General features: G+C 39.0%; 17 protein-coding genes and 1 pseudogene. 2 read left to right on the plus strand and 16 right to left on the minus strand.

The genetic code is table 11. The features are described 5' to 3' along the window. Positions 1-203 precede the first annotated feature (203 nt). Both istB and istA read right to left on the minus strand, forming a co-directional pair. Entirely contained in the window at positions 204-950 is a 747-nt protein-coding gene (gene istB, locus QZL88_RS06510; protein WP_296939325.1) for an IS21-like element helper ATPase IstB, read from the minus strand. A 33-nt stretch (positions 951-983) separates the two neighbouring features. Beyond that, entirely contained in the window at positions 984-2537 is a 1554-nt protein-coding gene (gene istA, locus QZL88_RS06515; protein WP_296939326.1) for an IS21 family transposase, read from the minus strand. 273 nt (positions 2538-2810) lie between these two features. On the opposite strand from istA, the gene QZL88_RS06520 reads away from it, so the two are divergent. After that, a complete protein-coding gene (locus QZL88_RS06520) occupies positions 2811-5390 on the plus strand; it encodes a hypothetical protein (protein WP_296939328.1) in 2580 nt (859 codons plus the stop codon). Position 5391: 1 nt separating this feature from the next. Continuing rightward, on the plus strand, positions 5392-5616 hold the full coding sequence (locus QZL88_RS06525) for a hypothetical protein (RefSeq protein ID WP_296939330.1): 225 nt from the start codon (positions 5392-5394) through the stop codon (positions 5614-5616). Between the two features lie 378 nt (positions 5617-5994). Here QZL88_RS06525 and QZL88_RS06530 read toward each other — a convergent pair. The 14 genes and pseudogenes from QZL88_RS06530 to QZL88_RS06590 form a co-directional block, all read right to left on the minus strand. Continuing rightward, positions 5995-6920 (minus strand): annotated as a pseudogene (locus QZL88_RS06530) (transposase); the annotation flags it as partial. Positions 6921-7146: 226 nt separating this feature from the next. Beyond that, on the minus strand, positions 7147-8424 hold the full coding sequence (locus QZL88_RS06535) for a hypothetical protein (protein ID WP_296939331.1): 1278 nt from the start codon (positions 8422-8424) through the stop codon (positions 7147-7149). Between the two features lie 12 nt (positions 8425-8436). Beyond that, entirely contained in the window at positions 8437-10965 is a 2529-nt protein-coding gene (locus QZL88_RS06540) for a hypothetical protein (protein ID WP_296939332.1), read from the minus strand. Between the two features lie 20 nt (positions 10966-10985). Further along, positions 10986-11948, minus strand: coding sequence for a YCF48-related protein (locus QZL88_RS06545; RefSeq protein ID WP_296939334.1), 963 nt, complete (start codon positions 11946-11948; stop codon positions 10986-10988). Positions 11949-11983: 35 nt separating this feature from the next. Further along, positions 11984-12976 carry an acetylxylan esterase gene (locus QZL88_RS06550; RefSeq protein WP_363927258.1) on the minus strand — a complete coding sequence of 331 codons (993 nt, stop codon included), beginning with the start codon at positions 12974-12976 and terminating at the stop codon, positions 11984-11986. Further along, positions 12901-13278, minus strand: a complete 378-nt coding sequence (locus QZL88_RS21185) for a hypothetical protein (protein ID WP_363927260.1) — start codon at positions 13276-13278, stop codon at positions 12901-12903. Before QZL88_RS21185 ends, QZL88_RS06550 begins: the two co-directional genes overlap by 76 nt. Positions 13279-13387: 109 nt before the next feature. Further along, entirely contained in the window at positions 13388-14782 is a 1395-nt protein-coding gene (locus QZL88_RS06555) for an MFS transporter (RefSeq protein ID WP_296939336.1), read from the minus strand. A 22-nt stretch (positions 14783-14804) separates the two neighbouring features. After that, a complete protein-coding gene (locus tag QZL88_RS06560; protein ID WP_296939338.1) occupies positions 14805-15971 on the minus strand; it encodes a glycosidase in 1167 nt (388 codons plus the stop codon). A gap of 28 nt (positions 15972-15999) precedes the next feature. Continuing rightward, positions 16000-17373: a glycoside hydrolase family 140 protein gene (locus QZL88_RS06565; protein WP_296939340.1), complete on the minus strand. Its 1374-nt coding sequence runs from the start codon at positions 17371-17373 to the stop codon at positions 16000-16002. A gap of 20 nt (positions 17374-17393) precedes the next feature. Beyond that, positions 17394-19622, minus strand: coding sequence for a glycoside hydrolase family 2 TIM barrel-domain containing protein (locus QZL88_RS06570; RefSeq protein WP_296939342.1), 2229 nt, complete (start codon positions 19620-19622; stop codon positions 17394-17396). A gap of 172 nt (positions 19623-19794) precedes the next feature. Continuing rightward, entirely contained in the window at positions 19795-20820 is a 1026-nt protein-coding gene (locus tag QZL88_RS06575) for a glycoside hydrolase family 5 protein (protein ID WP_296939344.1), read from the minus strand. A gap of 106 nt (positions 20821-20926) precedes the next feature. Further along, positions 20927-21970, minus strand: coding sequence for a glycoside hydrolase family 5 protein (locus QZL88_RS06580; RefSeq protein WP_296939346.1), 1044 nt, complete (start codon positions 21968-21970; stop codon positions 20927-20929). A gap of 150 nt (positions 21971-22120) precedes the next feature. After that, positions 22121-23224, minus strand: coding sequence for a glycoside hydrolase family 5 protein (locus QZL88_RS06585; RefSeq protein ID WP_296939348.1), 1104 nt, complete (start codon positions 23222-23224; stop codon positions 22121-22123). A 98-nt stretch (positions 23225-23322) separates the two neighbouring features. Continuing rightward, on the minus strand, positions 23323-24564 hold the full coding sequence (locus tag QZL88_RS06590) for a glycan-binding surface protein (protein ID WP_296939350.1): 1242 nt from the start codon (positions 24562-24564) through the stop codon (positions 23323-23325). Positions 24565-24567 lie beyond the last annotated feature (3 nt).

Raw genomic sequence — 24567 nt, forward strand, 5'->3', positions numbered from 1 at the left:
GGGTCGTACCAAGCAGCACTATTTTTAATTTGAGGATTATTGCCTATATGGATATTCCTATCAAACTAGTCCCCTAGTTCTTAATCAAATTGACCCCTTGTAGTTCTTATCAGAAGTATTGATATTAAGTATTGATTTTTCATGTAGATAATGATTCATTATGGGGTATATTTCACTTAATATTATTTCACAAAAATAAACATTTATTTATATTCATCATTAACTTTTTGTTTTCTTAACGACTCACCATATAGTTCAACTCTTAAAGATTGATGTACTAACCTGTCAAGTACGGCATCAGCAACTGTTTTTTCTCCAATAACATCATACCACTCTTTTACCGGTATCTGTGAGGTAATAATTGTTGATTTTTTTCCATACCTGTCTTCTATGACATCCAACAGGTTCATCCTGGCTGTAGCATCGAAGGGTTGTAAGCCAAAGTCATCCAAGATTAACAGGTCCATTCTTTCAATCTTTCTCAGTTCGGTCAGTATAGTAGCTTTTGCTTTGGCGGACTTAAGTAGTCCCATCAGGCGGGCTGTATTAGAGTACATGACCTTAAAGCCTCTCTGACAGGCTTCGTATCCTAAAGCCGTTGCCAGATAGGTCTTACCTGTTCCTGTGCTTCCTGTTATAAAAACATCCTTTTGGGTTGTAATAAAACTAAGATCGGCCAAGCGTTGAACCTGATTCTTATCGAGTCCTCTTTCTACCGAGAAGTTTAATTCCTCAATAGAAGCCTTGTGACGGAAGTTAGCTTGACGTATGGCTCTTTCTATAGCTCTGTTACGCCTATCATCCCATTCGCTGACAACCAGCCAGGAGATAAACTGGTCGATAGTCATACTCTCTTTTTGGGTGGTCTCAAGACTGGTCTTAAAGGCATTGAACATTCCTCTTAGGCGTAGTAATGTCATCTTCTCCAGGGTTTCTTTATTCATTTCCATATTTTATTCTATAAATGATTTTATCTGTTTTAATTAATTGTAATAATCTTTGCCTCTTATATTTTTATGATTAGGAACTTGGCTGTCATTTTCCGTTTCATCCTCTAATGGAACCTGATCCTGACCGCTGGAAAGGATATTTTCGATACTCGGATAGCTGTACAGACCGTAACTGTCAGCCCATCTGCAAGCATTGATAAGGCGTCTTTCTCCAACTCTGCGGGCAAAGCTGAGGATACCACGGGCAGACTTATAAGCTTGTTCGGGATGAGCTTTGGACTCCATGACTTTACGGATATAGATTCCCACATCACTATGGATCGCATTAGCTTCTGTTATAAACTTTTCTTCGTTCCAATCCGTATACTCCCTATGATGGGAAGCCAGATGATCTTTATCGGTAGTGTATTTAAAGCGGGCATAAGAACGTGGATGTTCCGCTAGCTTTTCATAGCGATAGTAAATCTCAACCACAGAAGATGTGTAAAGTATCTTCACTTTCTTGCCGATATATTTACAAGGGACACTGTAATAATGAGCATCTTCACTCATACGTACATGACCATTCTTCATTACGGTTACTATAGCCTGTTCCTTTAGCTCATAGCGGATAGGATTAAGCCTTCTTAAAGTCATTCGCTCAATCTCTTCAAACTGATCTCTGCGAGAGTAGCTGCGACCTGAGAAGGGTGCATTGTTATGAACTTCTAAAGCAACTCTGATAGCTGCATTTAAACTCTTGAGGTCATGGAAGACCCTGTCTTCGAGTCTCAGATATATACTGCGATAGATTAATTTGACCGCTCCCTCAACCAGTGCCTTATCTCGAGGTTTGTAGGCTCGGGCCGGGATAACACTGCAAGCATAATGGTCTGCAAAGCTGGCGAAGTCTTCGTTTATGACAGCTTCGTATTTACTGCTCTTGGTTACCGCTGAACGCAAATTATCGGGAACAATGACCTGAGGAACGCCCTCCAGGTATTGAAGCGTATGTTCGCAGGCTGAGATAAGGTCGTGTTTACGTTGACTGGCTACTGCCTCTACATAGGTTAGTTGGCTGCAGGGAAGGATCGCGACAAAAACTTCAACGGGGATAATTTCTCCGGTATCAATACTAACAATGGAAAGTTTTTGACCCGCAAAGTCAATGTAGAGTTTATCCCCTGCCTTGTGCTCCAGATGCATCACACTAGCATGTGTCTTCTCGTAGATCTGGATATGACGGCAAAAGCCGGAACGGGAGTAACCATCGGGGTACTTAGCCTTATATTCCTGGTGGAGCATCTCTTTCGTGACTCCTTTGCGTTTTAGGCGTTTACAATAGATGGGCAGTAAACGATCTAAAATCTCTTGTTTGCTACTTACCGGAACCTCCGGCTTATCCTGTAATAGTGATTGCAGCTCCAAATCACTCAGAGCCAAGGCTGTCTCAAAGTCTAATTTTGACTCCGCTAAACGGGAGAGATATTTTTTTACCGTATTACGGGCAATGCCAACCAAACTGCTGATAGCTTTAAGACCTTTGCCCTGACTGCGAAGCCGGAGTACTTGACGTGTTTTTTGCATACTGATTGTTTTATTTGCCATAAGTAAACATCCTTTAAATCTTAATTTTTGTTTAAAGAATGATATTATCTTACAATCTACAATCAATACTTTATCCCTTTTTTCAAGGGGTCAACTTCAATAGGAATAAGGGGTCAGTTTCCGTAGGAATAACTGATCAATTTGGATTGGACTAAAGGGGGCATTTTTAGTAGGATTTTCCACCTATGTAGTAAATACCTATAAGCTGGCTGGAATGACGTATTTGATAAAAATAGATGCAAACGAATTCGAACCCAATAAAAAAACGAATAAATGAAAGAATATATAGCGGAGTCCGGCGGACGGTATACTTATTCAGATGATATATCAAACTTACAGGAGCTGGCATTGAGTATGACATCCATATTCGATGCATGTTCGAATTTTATAATTTCAGGTTGTGAGGTAAACGGAGCTAACATTTCTCCGGGTTATGTGTGGTTAAATGGGAAGATCAGAAGGTATGACGGCTGCAATGATGCCGTTTTCCCTTACTATATCTATGAGATAAACTCAAATGACCCGGTTACTTATGCGAATGAAATAAATAAAAGAGGACGGTGTAATTATTTATGCACCGGAGGAAAGTCCGTTCCGGCTAAGCCGGATACTATTACAAATCTTGTTCCCCGGTTTATTGAGGTTAAAGCGGATTACGCGCCCCGTTTTATCGATAAGTTTATAGGGAAGTACGCGCTTCTGCTTGATTCCCCTTTCTCGAAACAGACTGTAAAGAAAGATTTGGTTGTTGCCGGCAATATTACCGGAGAAAAGAATATCGAGTCAAAGACCGCGATCTCTGTTATAAATGAAAGTACAGGATATTCATTGAAGAATATCGTTAAAGCAACCGGAGGCGGCTCACTAGGTATCTATCAAAACGGATTATTGGTAAATGAACTTGTTATCAATACTAACGGATCGTTCTCATTTTTTAAGCAAGGGGTAGAAATTGCCCGAATCGACAGTAACGGTTTATCGTTCGCAAATTCATCGTCACAGACTGCACATATCGGGGCCCTGGGTATCTATGGCAGTAACATTATTAATACAGCCGATGATGTGAATACCGGTTCTGTAAATGTCAACTATAGCGGATATAAGGAAGGAACGACGCGCTTCAGGAATTTTAATGTGTATAACGGCAAACAAGCCGGAGTCCCGATTTTGCAGGTTGAGGGTGCAACAGACTCAGTGTTTATCCATGGTTTATTATCAGTAAACGGAACCGGTCTTGAGATAAAAAATAAAACATACGATAAAGGAAATAAGTTATTACAGGGCTACATTGACTGGAAAGACAAAGCAAATGATATAATAGGTTTTGCCGGATATAAAGATACTTCAACTTTTGACTTTTGGATACGAAATGCAATCGGAAATATTGTACTATCTACTATCGGATATGTAGATATAATTGGTGAACTGAAAATTAATGGTGTAAACATAAAGGACACCTATGTAAACAAAACTGATTTTACATCAGCCCTTGCAAAAAAAGTAGCTGTGGTTGAAGGTAAACAGTTATCGACAGAAGATTTTACAACGGCCTTTAAGACAAAGCTTAATTCAATAAACAAAGGCAGTATAGCTACTCCTGATGACGGTTTTGCAACCACAGCGGAATTGTCAGGGGAGCTAAATAAAAAGCTATCCGGGAGTGCCAATCTCAGCGATCTGGCTGATAAGGGAACTGCCCGTGTTAATCTGAATGTATATTCAAAGGAAGACGCTAATAGTATGTTCCTGAAAATTACCGGTAATCTGTTAGAGCTGGTGACATTATCTGCAGAAGAGATTAACGGGCTGACAACTGAGCAGGCGCAGGAACTAAAAGCGAAAAAGCAGGCAACTGTAAGAGAGAATATAGATGCTGAGAAAAAAGGAGTGGTTGATCTCAGGCTTGCCAAAACAGCAAACCTGTCTGACGTTCCTGATAAGGTCCAGGCGAGAAAGAACATCAGTGTATATTCCATCAGTGAGGTAGATAAGAAACTGGAAGGTTATCTACAAACGGATGCAGAATATAAAGGGGTTCTTTTTACTGCAGAACACCGGACAAAATTAGAAGGCATCAGGTCGGGTGCTTTTGCTTCTGTAGACGAGTATGAGAATTCCGTAGCCATGAAAGATGGTTATGCAATGGTCGCCGATATCATAAAACAGCTTGAGAAAAAAGCAAACCTGTTACTGGATAATTACACGGATGACCAACGGAAAACGATCTGTACGAACCTGAAAATATATTCAAAAACAGATGCGGATACTACTTTTGCATCAGTTGGCAATATGTTCCAGGATTACATAGCATATCTTGCCAAAGAGGGCAAAACAACAGCTCAGGCCCAAACAATTCTCAGGGACAAACTAAATGTTCCAAGCAAAGAAGATGTCAGTGGCAATTATCTGCGAAAAGACGCTAAACTAACAGATTTGTCCTTGCCGAATGACGATGCGAAAAAGCTGGCATGCCGGACAATCGGAGCTGCGTATGCAGAAGAGTACCAGACAAAACTGAAAGATACCGGTTGGTTACAAATGTCAAATTCCGGAGGAAATACTGATACGAGACAATTATTTGTAAGGCAGATCGGAAACATGGTGTGTATACAAGGAATAATCAATACTGCCAAACGTGATGGTTCGAATCAGGGCGGCACAGTTGCAATAATTCCGAATCAGATAGATCCTCCCAAATACGGTTTAAGCACATCTGCTCAAAGCTTTAATGATGACCATAAGCATAACCGGGGTACAACTTTCGTCCTTAGGGGGAATACAAGGAATATTGTATTATACGAGAGTGGCCATTACAATATAGATACGGAAATTAATTTTAGTTATATGACGTAATATGAAAAAGAAAGTAAACATTCAGCGAGATTTAATAAGCAGGAATGCGATTGAGAATAAGGCCATTCCTGAAATAAAAGCAGTGGCAGTTGTGGAAATTGATAAGCTTACTGAAGAAGTCATACAAGATGACAAAGGCGAAAATGATAAAGAACAGAAGGCAGACCAGGAACCCGAATCTAAAGAGCAAAAGAAAGGAAACGGGAAGGCCAAAAGGAACGCTTAAACGTTTCCGGTTTGAAGAGACCCGGCTGGGGTTCATGCTTAAATATGAGATGCCTGCTGTATATGAGGTAATCATGAGCATGACTCAGCCGTATATGTTATGCGAACCACCTTATTTGCTGATTAAACTTGTATGTGAAAAGTCAGATGACACTTCCCTAAAGAAAAGAAAGTTCATCAGATACCTTGAAGAATATAAGGAACAAGGTTTGTTTTGCAGAAGACCTAAATTATTGACATCGGAACGGAAAAAATATTATGAGGCTATACGAAAAAAAAAAATGAATACTTATATACTGAAGAACAGAGAATCAATTGAACGGTATGGAATCATGAAACAACAGAAAGTATAACCGATATTACATTTCATCTTATGGGTCATTCTTTCTCCAAAGATAACTAAGAATTGATTGAGTATCAGCCCCCAATTGTGAATGGGCATCGTCCACTTCTTCTCAATCTCAGCAATAGACAGATATACAGACTTTTTCAAGGCATCATCTGTCGGGAATGACGGCTTGTTTTTGGTGTATTTCCTAATCTTGCCATTCAGATTTTCAATCAGATTGGTTGTGTAGATTATCTTTCTGATTTCCAGAGGGAAGTCAAAGAATGAGGTCAACTCATCCCAATTGGTTCGCCATGAGCGGATAGCATAAGGGTCCTTTGATCCCCATTTTTGCTCAAACAGATCAAGCTCATGGCTTGCTGATTCTTTTGTCGGAGCCTCCTTAAGTCCATTCTTATTAAGTCTTACGCATAGGTAAACTGTCTTGTTGATAACCTTGCCATTATCTCGGACTTTGAATACAATGCCATCCAAACAATCAAATAAAGATTATCTAAAGGACGGTTCTGCCACTCAATAGCCTGATGGCTGACTTTGTTGGTAATATGGGAGATTGCCGATGCGGAGAGATTAACCTCATACATCTCTGATTCAATATCAGAAACACTCATTCCTTTAGCATAAAGGCTGATTACCAAACGTTCGATAGATAAACCTCGACTTTGATGCTTAGGTACGACAATCGGTTCAAACCCTCCCTCTCGATCACGGGGGACTTCTATAACGGACTGGCCATGCTTGCCCTGAATCTTCTTGGGGTAACTCCCATTGCGAGAATTACCGCTATTGATACCTGACTTTGAGCCTTTTTCATAGCCTAAATGAGAGTCCACCTCTGATTGAAGCATCTGTTCATAAACTTTCACATGAAACTCACTCATAAAAGCTTCTACATCTTCCTGTGTCTTGAACTGGCTTAGGAACTCTTTACTTAAGAAATCTTTTGGTATGTCCATAACATTGACTTTTGATAAAATTATACATAAATGAAAAAACTACAAGTTGAAAAACTTGTAGTTTTCATTTACACAATATCTTGGACACTCACTGTCCATCTTGTCGAACACCGGTTACAATTCAGTGATAAAAGAGTCTATGAAATAGTGGATAAATTTGGATAATATGATATTTTATTTGTTTTTTATATTAATGTAGCGTTTCTATTGGTATGTCACATATAATCTATCTAGATATCTCAACATTCTGATTATCTACAGCCCGACAAACAAATAATCCCGAATTCCTCTCAAAAGAACCATCTGCATTTACACCTATATTGTCGCCTTCTTCTATAATTACAGTTTCTAAACCGTCTAAATATGGACGTAATAAATAACCTTTATGTTTTACATCACCACATTGTTTAGGGGCTATATCTTGCATAGCTACTCCTAGAAACAGGGATGAATCGTCCTTATCAGTCATTAATTCAATGCCATAGCCACTGCGCTTTACAGCCTTGCCCCGTGCAATCATTTGCAAACTAATATTTTTGAAAGCATCTATCTCATTTACTATTCGCGGATACCATGAAAGATTATTATTTACTGTACCAATCTGGTCTCTAATAACCTTAGATCCTCCAAGCACATTAAATACCATCTTCAAGCCAGGAGTATTGCAATATATCTCGTGTGTAGATGGATTGTGGAAACACAGATAGCCATTAATTTTACAATTAGTAAGTATTATCTTATCCGGGCTTTTCGAAGGTAAACTCTGTATAACAACAGGTGCTGTAAAGCCGATATCAACACCATCTACGTCAATACCATGCGAAATCATTTCACAGTCTTCAAGGACAGTTAATGATGCACCAAGGGTTTCATTGAAATTAACATTATTATGTGTGCTAAATGCCCGCAGAGGGCTTTCAAAATAACAACCTTTAAAGTAGCGTTTATCACCACCTTTTGTCCCTCCTCCCCATGCACTCTGCACTTTCATTACATCTGTGGGGCCGTCCGGTGATGTTTTCTTGTTCATAAGCCGATAATTATATATACTTCGATTACCATAATGAATAAAACGGCAATTAACAATTTCTTGTTTTGTTCCTCCTCTTGAAAAGTCAGAATGAACGGGATAACGCATATTCTTCGCAGTCACAAAAAGGTTCTCAAGACTACCATTATTAAACATATCAATTGTCGAAATATTTTCTAATTCTCTTGTCGTTACTGTTTCCGGCAGTTCCCCTTTAATATGCACATAACCGATGCCTATAAGACTTACCCCATCTGGAACAAGAAGCCCATATTCTTCATATATGCCCTCAAATATTCTAACCTTATCGCCGTCAATAGCCACCTTTAAGGCGGCACCAATGGTATTAAAAGTTGTAATATTATCTACTGTCAAATGCTTTTTCACTTCCAATATTTTCTCAGAAGCGAATAGTGGCACTCCAACATATATCCACAATAATATAAGTATTATTTTTTTCATTTTCTTTTTCATTTGTAATATCTATTACCATGTAATCACTAACTCTCCGTCTACATTCTTATACTCATAATATATCCCTTCAAACTGTGAGCCCTTAACCGATTCTAAAATAATCTCTTTTGACGGGTAATGATTGTTATGAGGCATTGCCTTATACATGCTTCCGTCCATTGCCGGATAGACACGTACTGTGGCATTTTTCAACCCAGTAATGCCAATCTTACGACCTACTTTAAATTCAACCGGAGCCATTTCACGACAGGCTACTATACCTTCCTCTTGTTCTATAAATACGCGGCACTCTTTACTCCATGATTTTGGAAATCTATAAGTAGCATACCCGTTTTGCAGACGAGTTTCCATTCCTGTAAATATTGGTGCTCCCTGAGGTAATTTCAAAATCTGTTCTACCGTCTGATTAGGAACATAACCGGCAAAATAGTAACCATTATTGTTTTTCGATATGCAGTTTACCGGATTCCTCACGTCTCTGTTAGGTTTGTTATAAACTATCGAATAGCCGAAACTGTTAAGACTGTAACGCATCAGAGAACCTCCGATAAACCATTCTGAGGCATCATCAGGAGAGAGTAGCATACCTCCTGTATACGTCGAAGAGTTAGTTCCTCTAATATAGCCTACTGCGCCATTATTCCACTTGTCAGCCTTACGCACTACTACCAAATCGCGATTTCCCCCTTTTTGCAAAGCCTTTGCAAGAATTTTTGTGTCGGTTTGCTGTTTAGCTAAGATAGTTTCAAGTCCACCTCCCGACATCTTTTTATCATGACGGAGTTTATATGCTGGTTGCAAACAATCAAAATGAGATGTCAATTGTACGTTGAATATACCGTCAAGAGGGGTGTCTAGTTTAATATTCAAAAAATCCAGAAATTCTTGACTTGCATGTCCTGCGGGGCCATAAACAATAAGTTTCCCCCCATTTTTTACAAAATTCATAAATTGTTTTTCCACCTTAGATCCTTTATCTGGGACAGTCGATACTAATATAGATTCGTCAAAAACTTTATTACCTTGTTCCATAAGTGATGTAAAGTTTGTTGTTGACACTACGGTGTTCATCGGAAAGCCATCATTCAATGCTTGACGAATAAACCAGTCACCATAGAATATTTCTTCCAGTCTTTCGGGTTGAGAAAATGCATAATTGTGATACTCATCGAAAGGGTATACCCAGACTATTGGTCCGGCTTTATCGGGAGCTATTTTTCTGGCTTGAAGAATATGTGGTATAACTTCATTAGGCACCTGATCAGGCATATTGCCATACGAGTTGTCGATGGAAAGGAAGTTCAGGTTTGTAGGTAGTTTGACCTCTCCTTGCTTATTTATACGGGCAACCGACATCGGCAAATAAATATCATGAGCTTCACGTCCATACCGATCTAACCATGGGCTGTTTGACCACCATGGATCGTGTGTATAGAAACGGAACAAGTAACGATCATCAGGAATCTCGGATATACGTGACATGAAACCCGTAAGTTCTAGCCCAAAATCGCCGTCCAATGCAGCCCAGGGAGAATTGGGCGGAGGGAGCAAATTAAAGCCTCCCGAATAGATACTCCTCAAATCGACTCCGTCACGTGCAAGGTCAATCCCGGCAGACAAATTTGTTCCTCGTGTTTCGATTCTAAAATCGGGACATCCTTCACGAAAAGATGTCCAAAAATGTAAGATCTTACTTTGGATATCTTCCATTTTTTCTCCATGAAAGTTTTCACCATCAAATATAGCTCCGATTGTATTCCACGTTTCCATGCCGAAACCAAAACCGTTTGACAACCACAGATAATCAAATCCGATATCTCTCATAAGCTCGCGACTTTGTTTTCCAAGAAACAACCCGAGAGGAGTATCCTGTGGAATTCCATGAGGATAAGCTGCATATTCATGAGTGTCTGCGTCGAGTGTTGCATAGCAACACACAAATGATTTTGTTCCCATTGTATTAGCCATGCATATCTCTGTATGTCTCTCATATTTGAATGAAGATTTCGCAAATTCAGGTCCTGGATCGAAAGTTTCTCCTATGCGGATTATTTTCCCTGTCATATCATGCCCTGTCTTTTTCAAAGTTTGCACGATATATTTGAGATCTCCATATGTGAATGAGGGTGGATTTTCCATATAGAGATAAGCTCTGTCATGCAAAGTTAATTCGCGGGGACCAGAGTTTACTTCATGTGGCGCATTTGGATTGCCAATATATTTTGCCCATTCGAGTGGCTGTGCCATATCTCCCGAATAATCGAGTATTTCTGAGCCATCCGAAGTCCATAAAAGCACCGAAATAGTATCTGCATATTGCAATAGAGGTTTCCATTGGCGAAATATTGTTTCGCAAACAGATTTTATATAATCCTTATCATTTTGCTTAAAGGGCTTAAGCGAAACTTCAAGGGTTATATTCTCAAAATTCTTTATAGGAGGATTGCCGACATCGATCATTTCTGTTCTTACTGATTTTGAAGAACAGGAAACTAATATTGCCGCCAATAATAAGAGGTTAGCCAGTTTCAGTTTTACCATGCTTTCTTTATTTAATACTGTTATTTATTCTGTAGTTTCAAGATTGTCCCCCCATCACCTACAATTATTCCTATCTCACTATTATCTTTAGCTAATGCAATGCCTCTCAATGACTTATCGCTATCAGCATTCATCCTCGACCACTTGGATCCGCCGTCCTGAGTTTTAAATACTTGCCCCGATTGTCCAATTATATATCCTGTTATATTATTTGCAAAAGCCATATTTAATAATTGGATATTGGTATTGATGAAAATCGGATTCCAATTTTTTCCGGCATCTTCGGTCTTTAACAATAAACCGGGATAACTTGAAATAAAACCGGAATTTTTATCTGTAAATTTAATGGCGAAAAAATGATTTGTCAATGATGTATTTGGAATATGAATTGTTTCCCAACTATTGCCAGCATTTGTGGTTTTAAGAATCGATGCCCCGTGTCCGACGATAAAACCGTTTTGGTTATCGACAAAGGAAATGGAACGCAAATAACTTGCAGGAATTGGATAGATATCCTTTTTCCATGTTTTACCGCCATCGGAAGTTCTTACGATAATCCCTTTCAAACCTACAGCATATCCGTTCAGTTCATCTGAAAAATAAAGGTTGTAAAAAGATGTGGTTTCGGGAATATCTCCTAAGTTCGATGATATATTCTTCCACGTTCTTCCTCCATCTTCTGTTTTAAGAATTGTTGCATTTGCTCCACCTGCATATCCTACTTCTGTAGAAGGAAAATATATGGTAAACAAATCAGAATTCACGTTTGTCTTTATTAGTACCCACGAATTGCCAGCATTTATCGATTGTAACAGTATCCCGCCAGTACCAACGGAAAAAACCGTTTTTTCATCAGTAAAAGCTACTGACCAAAGATTTGAGTTAGTATTACTTTTAACACTTACCCATTTTTGCGAAAACAGATTATTTGCGACAAATATAAAACATAGTAGCAATACAAATTTAATATTATTCTCTTTCATGGCTTTGAGTTTAAAATTGAGTTTAATTTATTTACCTAATTATTTTCTTTTAATAGCTTAGTCCACCACTCCCACGAGTTATTCCACTGCTCGGGGTATGCGTAGTGTGCAGTTTCAGGGACAAGCATCAGTTGTTTTGGCGATGCAATTACATTATAAGCCGAAAACGTTGTTGTTGGAGGACATACCATGTCATTATATCCAAACGAATAAAAACCCGGTTGGGTAAGAATACGTGCGAAGTTTACAACATCGTAATATGCGCTGTTTTTCACTTTTTGCTCTCTTATGACAGTAGGTTCACTTTCATCTTTAAACAAATGAGGCCATCCTCCTGCCCTTCCGTGCGTATATCCGCTAAGATCGCATAAAGCAGGAAAAAGCGAAATGACGCCTGTGATACGTTTGTCTAGCGCACCTGTCACTATAGCTAATGCTCCGCCCTGACTACCGCCTTGTACAAGAATATCCTTGCCATTGAACTGAGACATACTGTATATGTAGTCAACTGCTTTTACACAAGCAAGGTATACACGTTTATAGTATACACTCTCCCGGTCTTCCCAGCCTTTCATCGGATAACCGTTCAATGCCCCACTGCCCAGATAGCCGTATATTTTGCTATCCATGGTTACCGGAATGCCATGTATCCCTATCTCAAGCGTGATATAGCCGTTGTCGGCTCCGGCAACGTGTCCTGCATAACCTCGGATTCCTGCTCCTGGTACTCTTAGCAATGCCGGATATTTACCGGGCGCCTTTGGCACACATAAAATCCCGAATAGTCTTGCTCCTTTTTTATCAATCTGAATATTTACCTCATACACATCCGATTTGGAAGAGCAGCGATCAGGCAATAACGTCAATATAGGATTCAGTGCAACATTTGCGTTTTCGGCTTTAGCCTTATCCCAAAACTGTATGAAATCTTCGGGCATCTCTGTTGTCGGCTTTATTGTTTCGGGTATATATCCTGCTGTTGCACGCCCCTCATATTCTTTTCCACCCGATATACAAATACTTGACATCGGAGAAAACCTGCTGTTTTCATCGTTCCGGCATCTATACTGATCGTACCGTCTTTTAACGTTGCTTTTTCAACCTTAAATGGTTTTAGCATATCGTATGACAATTCGTAACGGACATCGATATTTTCCATTTGTATACCATTTTGAGTTACTGTTACATCAAAAATAGCCTTACTATTCAGGTTATAATTCCAATTATTACTGTTGGGGACAACCGCCACTTTTATAATTCTCTCGGCAGGCTGAGAATATACAGTGATAACATTCAGAATTAATATAAGTGTAAATAATATTTTATTCATGATTTTATATATAAGTAAAAGACAATATTAATGTCGTATTTTTAAGTTATAACTAACAGTGATAGTTATACTTGGATGGCCAATAAATAGGTCTGTGACCTTAATCAATTTATTGAGCATCCTCCATTCTTTTTTTCTCAAGATCAATTGTAATTCCCTCTAACTTCTTATCATTTAAAGGATAGAAGAATATGAACATTGCTGACAAAAATGTAGCTATGGCAGGGAAAAGACTAATCATCATCTTTATTCCGAACTGAGTTTCTACCGTTTGGACAATACCGCTCGTATAGCTAAAATAGGCTAACAACCAACCTACAATCGCTACACCCAGCGCACCTCCCAGTTTTTGAGACATTGACGAGGCCGAGAATATAAGCCCTGTAGCCCGCCGTCCTGTTTTCCATTCCGAATAATCGGCTGTATCAGCGTACATTGACCATAATAAAGGTGTTACCATTCCTGCACAAATGCTAATAAAGAATTGCATAACAAGAATTAAGGCAATATTGCTATATCCTAAAAAGAAGAATGCAATGCTTAGAATTGTAGCTAAAGCCATAGCCCCCAAGTAAGTGTATTTCTTCCCTATTCTTGCCGAGACAGGAGTTGCTAACACGATTCCGGCGATATTTGCTGCTTGTCCCAACACAAGGTATATAGTAATAATTGCCAGATTAGTATCTATATTCTCGAAATAAAATACCGGAGCGTCAATAACACAATATTTGAAATAATAAACAGCCACACCATCTCTGATAGAGTTGAACATGAGTGTCATTATACCCGCTCCGAGTAATATCCACCATGGGCCGTTTTTTAATAAATCCACAATATCGCTTTTTATCGAATTCGATTTTTCTTTGATCGGTTGTACACGCTCTTTGGTCCAGGCAAAGCAGAGGAGAAAAAGAATAATTGCTATTATGGAAAATACGATTATTGCCATTTGCCAACCGAACTTTAAATCTATATCTCCACCCCTTCTACTGAAGAAATCGACTAAAGGCTCTACCAAAAGTAAAACAAGAATACTACCTATAAAAGCAAATATCATGCGGTATGAGGACAACTCCGTCCGCACTTTAGTATCAGACGTCATCACACCTAATAACGAGGCGTAAGGTACATTAATAAGAGAATATACAATCATCATAATTGAATAACTCAGGTACGCGTATATAAGCTTTCCCGAATCATTTAAATCAGGAGCTGTAAATGTAAGTACACCTGCTATTCCAAATGGAATTGCCATCCATAGCAAATATGGACGGAATTTACCCCATCTGGTCTTAGTTCTGTCTGCCATGATTCCGATAATAGGGTCAAGAAATGAGTCCCAAAGACGTGTTATAAAAATCATCGTACCTACCGCAAGCGCATTAAGACCAACAATATCTGTATAAAAAAATAGCAGATACATAGTGAAAAGTTTCCAGAATATAGAAGAAGCGGCATCTCCAAATCCGTAAGCTATTTTCTCTCTTAACTTTACAATTTCCATTGTTTTTGGGGTGTTTTGTTATTTATATTGAAGAAAACGTTTTGTTATTATCGACTAATGAAATGATGTTTTTTACCGAAAGAGCCGAACGAAATCCGTCTTCAGGTGTATTTGTACAATAATCGACAAGCTTGTCAATAGTAGACACAGCAACATGCATACGTGTGTCGGATGAAGCATAGTACAAAAAGATTTTTCCGTCATCATCTGCAATCCACCCATTGGCAAATAGAACATTAGACACATCACCAATCCGCTCTTCACCTTCGGGAGCCATAAAATAACCTGCCGGCTGAGCAATTACTTTAGTAGGATCGTCAAGTGAAGTCATATACAGATATAATACATACCGTAGACCTGCAGCACAATTACGGACACCATGGGCAAAATGCAGCCATCCTGTTTTAGTTCTTATAGGGTGCGGTCCTTCTCCTATTTTTGCCTCACGTATCGTGTGATAAACACGAGTCTGTATCATCGTCTCTTCCTTTATCTCAGCATTCGTTATATCATCTATCGGTGCCCAACCAATGCCTCCACCGTTTCCAGCTTCAATAAATCCATCCTGTGGACGTGTGTATAATACATACCTACCGTTTACAAATTCGGGATGTAGCACAACATTGCGTTGCTGATGGGGTGTTTTTAAATCAGGTAAACGTTCCCATTTTATTAAATCTTTTGTACGCACTATCCCTGCAGCTGCAACAGCTGACGACTGATCACTTTCGGGTGCATTGGGGTCTTTACGTTCCGAACAAAAGATGCCGTATATCCAACCATCCTCATGGGCTGTAAGACGCATATCATATACGTTAGTATCAGGATTATCTGTCTCAGGAATTGTTACCGGATATTCCCAAAAACGGAAATTATCTATTCCATTAGGACTTTCTGCAATGGCAAAAAAAGACTTTCTATCATATCCTTCAACCCTGACAATCAACAGGTATTTATTGTTCCACTTAATGGCACCCGAATTCATTACAGCATTTATCCCGATGCGTTCCATCAGGTATTTATTTGTTTTTGGATTTAGGTCATACCGCCAGGTCAAGGGTGTATGATCGGCTGTAAGTATAGGGTACCTAAATCTGTTATATACGCCATTCCCTTTTTCTTCCATTTCGTTTTTGCGTGAAAGTAGCGTTTCATGGTCGGTGAAAACTTGTTTCAATCTATCATTCATTGTTTTCTGTTATTTATATATCTGTATTTTATATTTTTTCGAGAATTAAAACCCAATCATTTCCTATTCCAGATGTTACCGGCTGAGCGATATAACTCCCTTTGGCATAAACTTCACCTACTTGGGTTATTTTGCCGGTGCGGGGATCAAACCATCGGAGTCTTAGACTTGCAGCATCTGGTATTCTTTCTAAGGAGATTTCTATTTTATTACCGTTCGGTAAATAGACGAAAGCATAGTCCTGGCCTCGTGTAGCAACTGCCATGTCCGAATTATCTGTCTGAACAGAAAGAATAATACTCTGATCAGGAACACGGCTTAAGAAATCGTATGCAGAAAGTAAATTACGGGCATGGATTATCTGAGAAGCTCCCGGCAAACCCAATGCCTCTTTCCATTCACGCCTTGCATTACACATCGGTTCTTTATCTTTACTGAAAAATTGCCAGACACTATTACTGCCATATGCATAACCAAAACTACCGCTAAACAGGCTCCAGTACATCGACTTACGCACATCCGATTCATCGAACCAGCCTTTTTCGGGTTTAAAGAATTTAGGGATATCTTCGTACCGGGGTTCGGCATCCATACACGGTTTTACTGGTTCTTTATTATAATCGGTAATTATGAGCCTCTTGTATATTTCGTATGTTGTCTGCGCATGGCCTGTCTGGCATATATTAAAGTCGAGCCAGTGGCTATTATGAAACCATTGCGATGATGAAGCTTCGCCCTGAGGATGATAAGTCATCAGATGGTTCTTATCTTCTTCTTTTATTGCTTTTCCCAACGTATCCCAAATAGCAAAATTATCGCCTCCGCCTTGGCGATCACCTCCATTAATCCATATAATATTGGGATAATCTTTATATCTTTTGCCTAAAAATCGACCATAAATAGCAGCCGTTTCCGTATCGAAAATGACAGGCCCTTTTCCCCATTTCATATCGACTTTATCTCCCCATGTAGGTAATAATGCCATGTATAGACCTTTCGATTGGGCTTTTCGGATAACCTCATCCACCCAATTGAAATACTTTTCGTTCGGCTCGGCTGGATTGTTGTTTATCAATGGGCAATCCCCGCTGCGATTAGCTGTATTAAGTCCATCGAGTTCAGCTAAGATAACAGCCTGAATTACGGTAAAACCTTTTCGTAGCCGGTCTTCAAGATAATAATCAACCTCTTCTGCTGACAGACGATGAAACAACTCCCATGCCGTATCGGCAAAATAATAAAACGGAGTACTGTCTTCATGCACAAGATACCTGCCATTGGAAGATACGATAAGCCTGCCATGAGTAAAGCCGCAAGATTTGCCATCCGATATTGATTCCTGAGCATAACCAATAATCGTACAGTAAATAATATATATAATCAGAATAGTTATCTTTTTCATAAAATTAGTTTAACTAATTATTATACAGTTACATTCATAGCTTTCGTCAAAGATTTATCAACCGTTTTTTTCTTTTTATATAGTAATGTATATTCTGAACTAAATTCAGGGTAGTTTACGACTTCAACTATTAACTTGAAGAAGATTGTATTCCATCGAGGTAACTTAAACCGGACTGTAGGACCTGGCAAATTTGTATTGCTATTTATGTCCGAAGATGTCCATTGCAGAATCTCAATTTCTTCTTCCTGCGATTGCAGCTTAACTATAACTTGATGCTTATCGAATGTATCGAACGTATCGTTTAACATCCATATCTCGGCAAAGAAGTCCTTATCTTCGAACCATATAAATTTACTGATACGTGCACTTACACAAAATGGACGGCACGAATCGCGAACGGCATATAGCGCCATCTTCGGAATGGCCGGGTAGCTTATTAAAGAATTGTTGGCAGCAGTCGGCCAAGGCTCGTTGTAGCACCAATTCATAGCCACCGAACAATAGGGCTTTTGCCTGCGGGCTTCTTCAAATATGGCTTTATATCCAACAGACTGTATTATCTGGCTGTACTCGACCAACTCCGCTAATGAAGTTATTTCTCCCATATATTCAATCAATAAATTATAACATAACCATGTATTTTTATCTGCATCCCATGCATTAAATGCGTGGTGAGTTTCCCATGCTGAACCTTCTGTTGGAGGGAATAACTCTTCTTCGGTAATAATACTTTTCAATACGTCCACAGAAGATGCTCCGGGTATGCCAAATTCAGTATATGCTGTATTCTTACTATTGTTTATTGTCTCAAAAATATCTTTTCCATTCCATCTGAATACATAGTTTCCATGAGCCATCCCGAACAATGGGGATGTCATTATGAAGGGAGTATTACGATCATATTGCCAGCACAAACTATCGAGAAGCCTTAACGGCAAAGACTGTTCGGTCATACCCGACCAACTGTTGAACAGCTCGTTTCCACCGCACCAGAGTACAAGGCTGGCATGTTTTCGCAAGCGTTTGATAATTGATGTTGCCTCTTGTTTCAACACCGCTAAGTAATGCTTGTCATCGGGATACTCGTTACATGCAAGAGGAAATTCTTGCCAGACCATAATGCCTTTTTCGTCGCACAAGTCGAAAAAAGGCTCTTTGTTTATTATACCACCTCCCCACGAGCGGACAATATTAAAATTCGTCTCAACTACTAGATCTAACAGATGGTTATATTTTTCTTTGGTAATTATACCCGGAAAAATCTCGGGGTTAACCCAATTTGTCCCTTTAGCAAATATCTCGCGTCCGTTTATCTTAATTTGTGAGGGAGATACACTTCGTGTTTTTGGAAATTCTTTCGGTTCGCTCCACGCCCCCTGATTCATTACAAGATCGACCTGCCTGAAACCTATTCGCTGGATTCTCTGATCTAAAAGGTTAGACTCATCGTCGAAAAGGCAGAACTCAGAAATATACAGATATGGAGTGCCATGATCGTGAGGCCACCATAATTCGGGATTACTGAGACTGCACCTTTCTGTAACCAACTCACTCATTGAACCACTAATCGATAGGGTAACTCTATTGTCAGCAGATAGCAGTTTCCACTCGAAACGACTGGTTTCGGCGACATTGGCGTCCACATTCAATGTAATCTCTGCCTGGTCGAATGAGTCTGATAACTCATAGTCGATTTGTACATCTTTGATATAAGAACTATTGCGAATCTCAAAGAATGTTTCGTCCCATATCCCCAAGGGGACAAGGCGCGGATGCCAGTCCCACCCATAACTGACAGCAGGTTTTACCACATGCGATGCCTGAGTGCGATCGTCCGGGCATCCGGTCAATTTAGGAGCTGGATATATCAGAATCTCAAGGGTATTATTTACTCGAAGATAATCGGTAAGATCAATCTCCACATAGGAAAACATACCTTCCTGTTCGTGAATGGTTTCACCATTGATCTGTATCTCAAACTGATAGTCAATCCCTTTAGAAATGAACCAAAAGCGCCGACCTGAATCAAGTATCGGACGTGGGAAGACAGTTTTATAGGTATAATAAACATCTTCCATCCATCGGAACTTTTTACAATTATCGGCATACTTGTAGTCGGGATATTTTTCAGCACGTGCTATATCTAATTGTACAGCACCGGGTACAATAGCCGAAAAAAAAGACACCGGATATTGTTCCTTACTGAAAGAATAACCTAAGATCCATTCTATGGGATTAGTACTCATTATTAAAAAAAAGATTATTTCGTTTTCAGATATTTCTCCACCACTTTCATTTGAGGTCTGTCTACCCATCGATAGGCTCAATAGCCATAAAATTCTTGCCCCACCCCAAAAGCATGATCCAATATATGCACGCTATTGATGCCTTTTCTTGAGTCTATGAGAATCAGATGATCTATTGAGCAATACTCGCATTCTCATATATCTTATCCATCGTATTGTAGAGACGTATAAACTCTCGGGATTGAATTCCTGACGGTCTCAATACCCCTGTATCCCAACCACCTTCATAACTTCCGCGTGGTAATATCATAGAACAGGTCTCATTTTTGTTTGATATCGACCAATTGACCCAACTAATTCTATTTCTTTCCATATATTCAACCCAGTTTTTCCATTCCTCTACATTAAGATATCCGTTGCCAGTATGCTCCATTCCGGCACATTCAGTTACAAAAACAGGCAGCCCCATTCCGAGAGCTTTTGTTAAACGTGCTCGATGTTCATCTTTATGAGAAGCAGCGTAGAAATGAAACGTGTACATGATATTATTATAACCTTTAATCGGGTCGGCGGCAGCTATATCGACATGTTGATCCCATGAAGGGGTACCCACTAAGATTAAGTTGTCCGGATCGTATTTGCGTATTTCAGCTATAACCTCTTCGGAATAAGCTTTTATTTCCGGCCAGAAATGTTCATGTGTAGGTTCATTGAATATTTCATATATAACATTAGGGTGCTTACCATATTTGCGAGCCATAGCCCCAAAGAAGTCTTTAGCCTCTTGTGGGTAGAAGTCGTGAGCGTGCCAATCAATAATGACATAAACTCCCTCCTCAATAGATGCCTGAACGACAGGTTCAATACATCCGAGTGCAAATTCCGGATTATTCAAATAATTATCCTCCAGATATACCCCCATTGCTGCTCGTAGAACTGAACACTTCCAATCGTTCTTAAGCCATTTTACAGTTTGGGCATTATAAAAACGAGGCCATAAATTGTGCCAGCCATAACTAACCCCTCTCAATGTTACAGTATCACCTTTTTCACTACATAAATATCGTCCTTTAACCTGCAATTGCCCCAAGCTTTGTACCGGATTCCAGTCACTATCAATTGTTTCTATTACTCGAGGTGTATTATTACATGACAATAATAGTATAACAGTAATAATTATAGATCCAATTTTTTTCATTTTCATTTGATTTTTATTAAAACAAATATGCTCATTGTCTGTTAAGATGTTTTACTATTGCATCTTATAAATAGATTTTACCCACAAACCGAACTCATAAGAGATATTATTCTGTCCATAAATATTTTTCTACAACTTTCATCTGAGGCCTTTCAACCCCTTTTATTGGTTGTATAGCCATAAAGCTTGTTCCCCACCACGGACCGGCAGCCCAATATGTGCCATTAATATTTTTTTCTTGAAGATATTTGAGAAAATTATCTAAACACACCTGCCAACGTTCGTCCTTGTCTGGAATGCCATATTCACCAATAAACCCTCTAGCATTATTTTCGCTCAGCCATTTAATAAAAGGCTGTATCCGCTCTATTCCTTTATACGGATTTGCATTTTCTTCATCATACGATTTTTTGTAAGTCCCTGAAGCATCATCGTCAAAATATACATGTGCCTCGAAAATAAGATTGTGAGATGGGTCATATAGATTTTTCAGATCATCGCTGTATTCATACCAACGTTCTGCAGAACTCCAACTGTCACCTCCTACAACGATTGTATTCTTAGTGTCTATCTTACGGATCGCAGAAATACAAGCTTGTGCTATTTTGGCCCACGGTGTTGAATCAAGCATATTGTTAGGTTCATTCATCAATCCATACCCCCAGATATTATTGTAATCTTTAAATAAATCAGCTATTTTGCTCCAAAGATCCGCCAGATGTTCTATCTCTAGGCCCCCTTCACCTATCCGAAAACGTTCTTCTCCCAGATATCTGCGACCATAATTGTGAAGGTCGAATAATACAAGGATATCCCTCTTTGCGGCTTCGTCCACGACTCCTTTTAATCGCGCAAGTTCTTCTTTGTTCAATTCGCCAAATAAATTATGCTGTATACGATCCCATTTGAAAGGAAGACGCATCAACTTAAATCCTTTAGACACCATATAATCAAGATTGGCAGGTGTAGGATAGGTATAATCTTTATTGAATACACCTGGGAAATTTTTCCCGAAATCAGCTCCAGCCATGTTCAAGCCGAAAGGTTGCGGTTCATCTTTCTCCGGAACAATATTTTTCTTCTGCGCCAATATAGGCACAACCAAAACACTTGATATAAGCAGGAATGTCAATAGTTTTTTGCTCATCATACTTTTGTTCTTTATTCTTGTTTTTGTATATAAATACTTTCTGATTTATTCTCATTGAAAGGTTTTCTCCATTTCCGCCAGATTTCTATATAAGTAAATACTCTGATCGGGTTTTAAAGTGGATAGACCTTTTATGAATGAGATTAATAATTATTTGGAATCTGTTTTTGTATATTTTCTCAAAACTGCTATTTGTGGCTTGTCTTTCGTGTAATTCTCTGTCGGCTGTACTGATAGGGTATGGGGTGCACTCTCATTCCACCGTGGACCGGCTGACCAATATGTTCCTGGAACCCCGTTTTCGCTGAGATATTTGAGCATATTCTCTAATGCCGGAAGATATCTTGGTTCATTCGAAGGAACGCCATATTCACCTACAAGTCCCTTTTTATTATACTTCTTCAGCCATTCTACGAAAGGTTTAACTCTATCTACGCCGGTCTGATCAGTTGCTCCTTCGTCCTCAAATGAATTTTTATAAGTTCCGGATGAATCTTTATCAAAATATATATGTGCCTGAAAAATTAGTTTGTTTGACGGATCGATCAATGTTCGCAGATTATCACTGAACTGTACCCAATGTTCGGATGAGCTATACCTATCACCACTAATAATAATCGGAGTTTCGGTATCTACTGACCGAATTTTATATATTACAACTTGGGCAATATCTCTCCATTGAGTTGTCGAGGCCATAGAGTAAGGTTCGTTCATAATATCGTAACCCCAAATATTGGTGTATGATTTAAATTCTTTAGCAAGCTTTAGCCAGACATATCCCAAATGATCGGCAGTAAGCCCGTTGTCACCAATACGAACAAAGGTTGATCCTCCATCAAAAGACCGGCGGGCAAAGTTATGTAAATCGAGTATAATTGGCATATCTCTGTCTTCAGCTGCTTTGACAAAATTTTTCATCTTATTAATCTCGGTTTGGACTAAATCCCCATTCAAATCATGCTGAATACGTTCCCAACGAAAAGGAAACCGAATAAGTTTCAGTCCTTTCGAATTAAAGTAGTCAAGGCACTTAGTCGTAGGATAACCGTAGTGTGTGCCATCAACACCAGGATATACATAACTGAATTCAGCACCCGAAAGATTGACGCCGAAATTTTCTATTGCGATTTCAGGTTCGGGGGCTGGAATTGGCTCCGGTTTTTTATTTTCTTTTATGTCATCACTATCGCCGCAAGAGGCAAAAGCGACAGAAAAAGGGCAGAAAAAAAATAGCAGGTATATGATACTTCTCATAAATAAAATATTTTTGTGGTATGTAAATAATATTTTATTTCCACAAGCCTTCTGGCATTTGAAACTCGGCTTGTGGAAATTCTTTTATTAGCAAAGCTTTACTGTTGTTGCCTTCTGATATTTATCTTTTTTGCAAAACGGATATTTGTAACTGATACATCTGTGGGAACACCTAAACCTCCATTTATATATTGGAAAATAAATACATTTGCTGTTTCTTTAATTGTATTTACTCCGGAACTATTAACTAAGTAGTATTTCCCATCAGAAGTTCTTGTTGCCCATTTGTCATATGTTGTATATGGAATACCGGAGGCAGCAGGAACCCATTCGAATTCGACAGCAGGTCTCATTCCATTAAACGCCATTCGTACACGAGCTCCGGAATTTGTTATAGGAACTTCCTCTTTTACATAAATTTCATATTTGAGCTCATAGTCCAATGGGTTGGCTCTCAGATCATCATACCGTGAGTCTGTTAATGGAGCGTTAAACCCATAACTCGCAACCATTTGATGTGTACTATTGTTTGCAACAGTTCCGCTTACACGCGACAGATTCATTCCTGCGATTAATGGAATAGGATCTCCGTTTTTTGTCCCGTCGGTAGCCAATCCTTTTGTCGCATTATGGGTCAGATATGACGCTCCGTAGTCTATGAATTGGATTCCTGTATCGCGAAATGGAAGTTCAATTGGCTCAGTTCCCAATACGCTCGTAATTCTGGTACTTGATAATGTTAATACCGAGTTGTTATTTATACCTTCTGGCACGAGAAAACTCATTTTAGTATCCGTACATTCCACTATTGTAACCGGATTGCCGTTTATCAATGCCGTCCCATTTTCGGGAGTTAAATCGTATAAGCGCAGGTTTTCTCCCAATACATCTACGACATCGCCCGAATTGCCAAACTCTAGGGAAAAGCCTGTGATAATCAAATCGGGGAAAGCTATTTTTATCGGATAGGTTACTGTTCCTTTTTCTGTTGTCACTGTTACCGAATTTGTAATTTCGTTAGGAACGGTATTTGGTACCGGTACAACTATTTGTTTGGAAAGTGCATATATTTCTTTTATATCAACCTCCTGGTCATTAAATTTGATAGATGTAACTTTACTTAGATTATCACCATATATTTTTAACATTTGGCCAAAACTTACAACGGAGAGATTATCTTCACTATCATCTATCGATGCTATGCGATTAATGCTGGGGGGGCCGTACGATGTTGATTCATCATCGTAGTTGTCATTATATGTAACAATGTCATTGCATGAGATAAAAAACATTGTTAAACAAAATATAAGAGAACAATAGTTCAATGTTTTATTTTTCATATT

The organism is uncultured Dysgonomonas sp., assembly GCF_900079725.1.
GTDB lineage: Bacteria > Bacteroidota > Bacteroidia > Bacteroidales > Dysgonomonadaceae > Dysgonomonas.

Excerpts from the sequence above, each read along its gene's own strand:
- istB (WP_296939325.1), bottom strand. The coding sequence starts at position 950 with ATGGAAATGAATAAAGAAACCCTGGAGAAGATGACATTACTACGCCTA.
- istA (WP_296939326.1), bottom strand. The coding sequence starts at position 2,537 with ATGGCAAATAAAACAATCAGTATGCAAAAAACACGTCAAGTACTCCGG.
- QZL88_RS06520 (WP_296939328.1), top strand. The coding sequence starts at position 2,811 with ATGAAAGAATATATAGCGGAGTCCGGCGGACGGTATACTTATTCAGAT.
- QZL88_RS06525 (WP_296939330.1), top strand. The coding sequence starts at position 5,392 with ATGAAAAAGAAAGTAAACATTCAGCGAGATTTAATAAGCAGGAATGCG.
- QZL88_RS06535 (WP_296939331.1), bottom strand. The coding sequence starts at position 8,424 with ATGAAAAAGAAAATGAAAAAAATAATACTTATATTATTGTGGATATAT.
- QZL88_RS06540 (WP_296939332.1), bottom strand. The coding sequence starts at position 10,965 with ATGGTAAAACTGAAACTGGCTAACCTCTTATTATTGGCGGCAATATTA.
- QZL88_RS06545 (WP_296939334.1), bottom strand. The coding sequence starts at position 11,948 with ATGAAAGAGAATAATATTAAATTTGTATTGCTACTATGTTTTATATTT.
- QZL88_RS06550 (WP_363927258.1), bottom strand. The coding sequence starts at position 12,976 with ATGTCAAGTATTTGTATATCGGGTGGAAAAGAATATGAGGGGCGTGCA.
- QZL88_RS21185 (WP_363927260.1), bottom strand. The coding sequence starts at position 13,278 with ATGAATAAAATATTATTTACACTTATATTAATTCTGAATGTTATCACT.
- QZL88_RS06555 (WP_296939336.1), bottom strand. The coding sequence starts at position 14,782 with ATGGAAATTGTAAAGTTAAGAGAGAAAATAGCTTACGGATTTGGAGAT.
- QZL88_RS06560 (WP_296939338.1), bottom strand. The coding sequence starts at position 15,971 with ATGAATGATAGATTGAAACAAGTTTTCACCGACCATGAAACGCTACTT.
- QZL88_RS06565 (WP_296939340.1), bottom strand. The coding sequence starts at position 17,373 with ATGAAAAAGATAACTATTCTGATTATATATATTATTTACTGTACGATT.
- QZL88_RS06570 (WP_296939342.1), bottom strand. The coding sequence starts at position 19,622 with ATGAGTACTAATCCCATAGAATGGATCTTAGGTTATTCTTTCAGTAAG.
- QZL88_RS06575 (WP_296939344.1), bottom strand. The coding sequence starts at position 20,820 with ATGAAAAAAATTGGATCTATAATTATTACTGTTATACTATTATTGTCA.
- QZL88_RS06580 (WP_296939346.1), bottom strand. The coding sequence starts at position 21,970 with ATGATGAGCAAAAAACTATTGACATTCCTGCTTATATCAAGTGTTTTG.
- QZL88_RS06585 (WP_296939348.1), bottom strand. The coding sequence starts at position 23,224 with ATGAGAAGTATCATATACCTGCTATTTTTTTTCTGCCCTTTTTCTGTC.
- QZL88_RS06590 (WP_296939350.1), bottom strand. The coding sequence starts at position 24,564 with ATGAAAAATAAAACATTGAACTATTGTTCTCTTATATTTTGTTTAACA.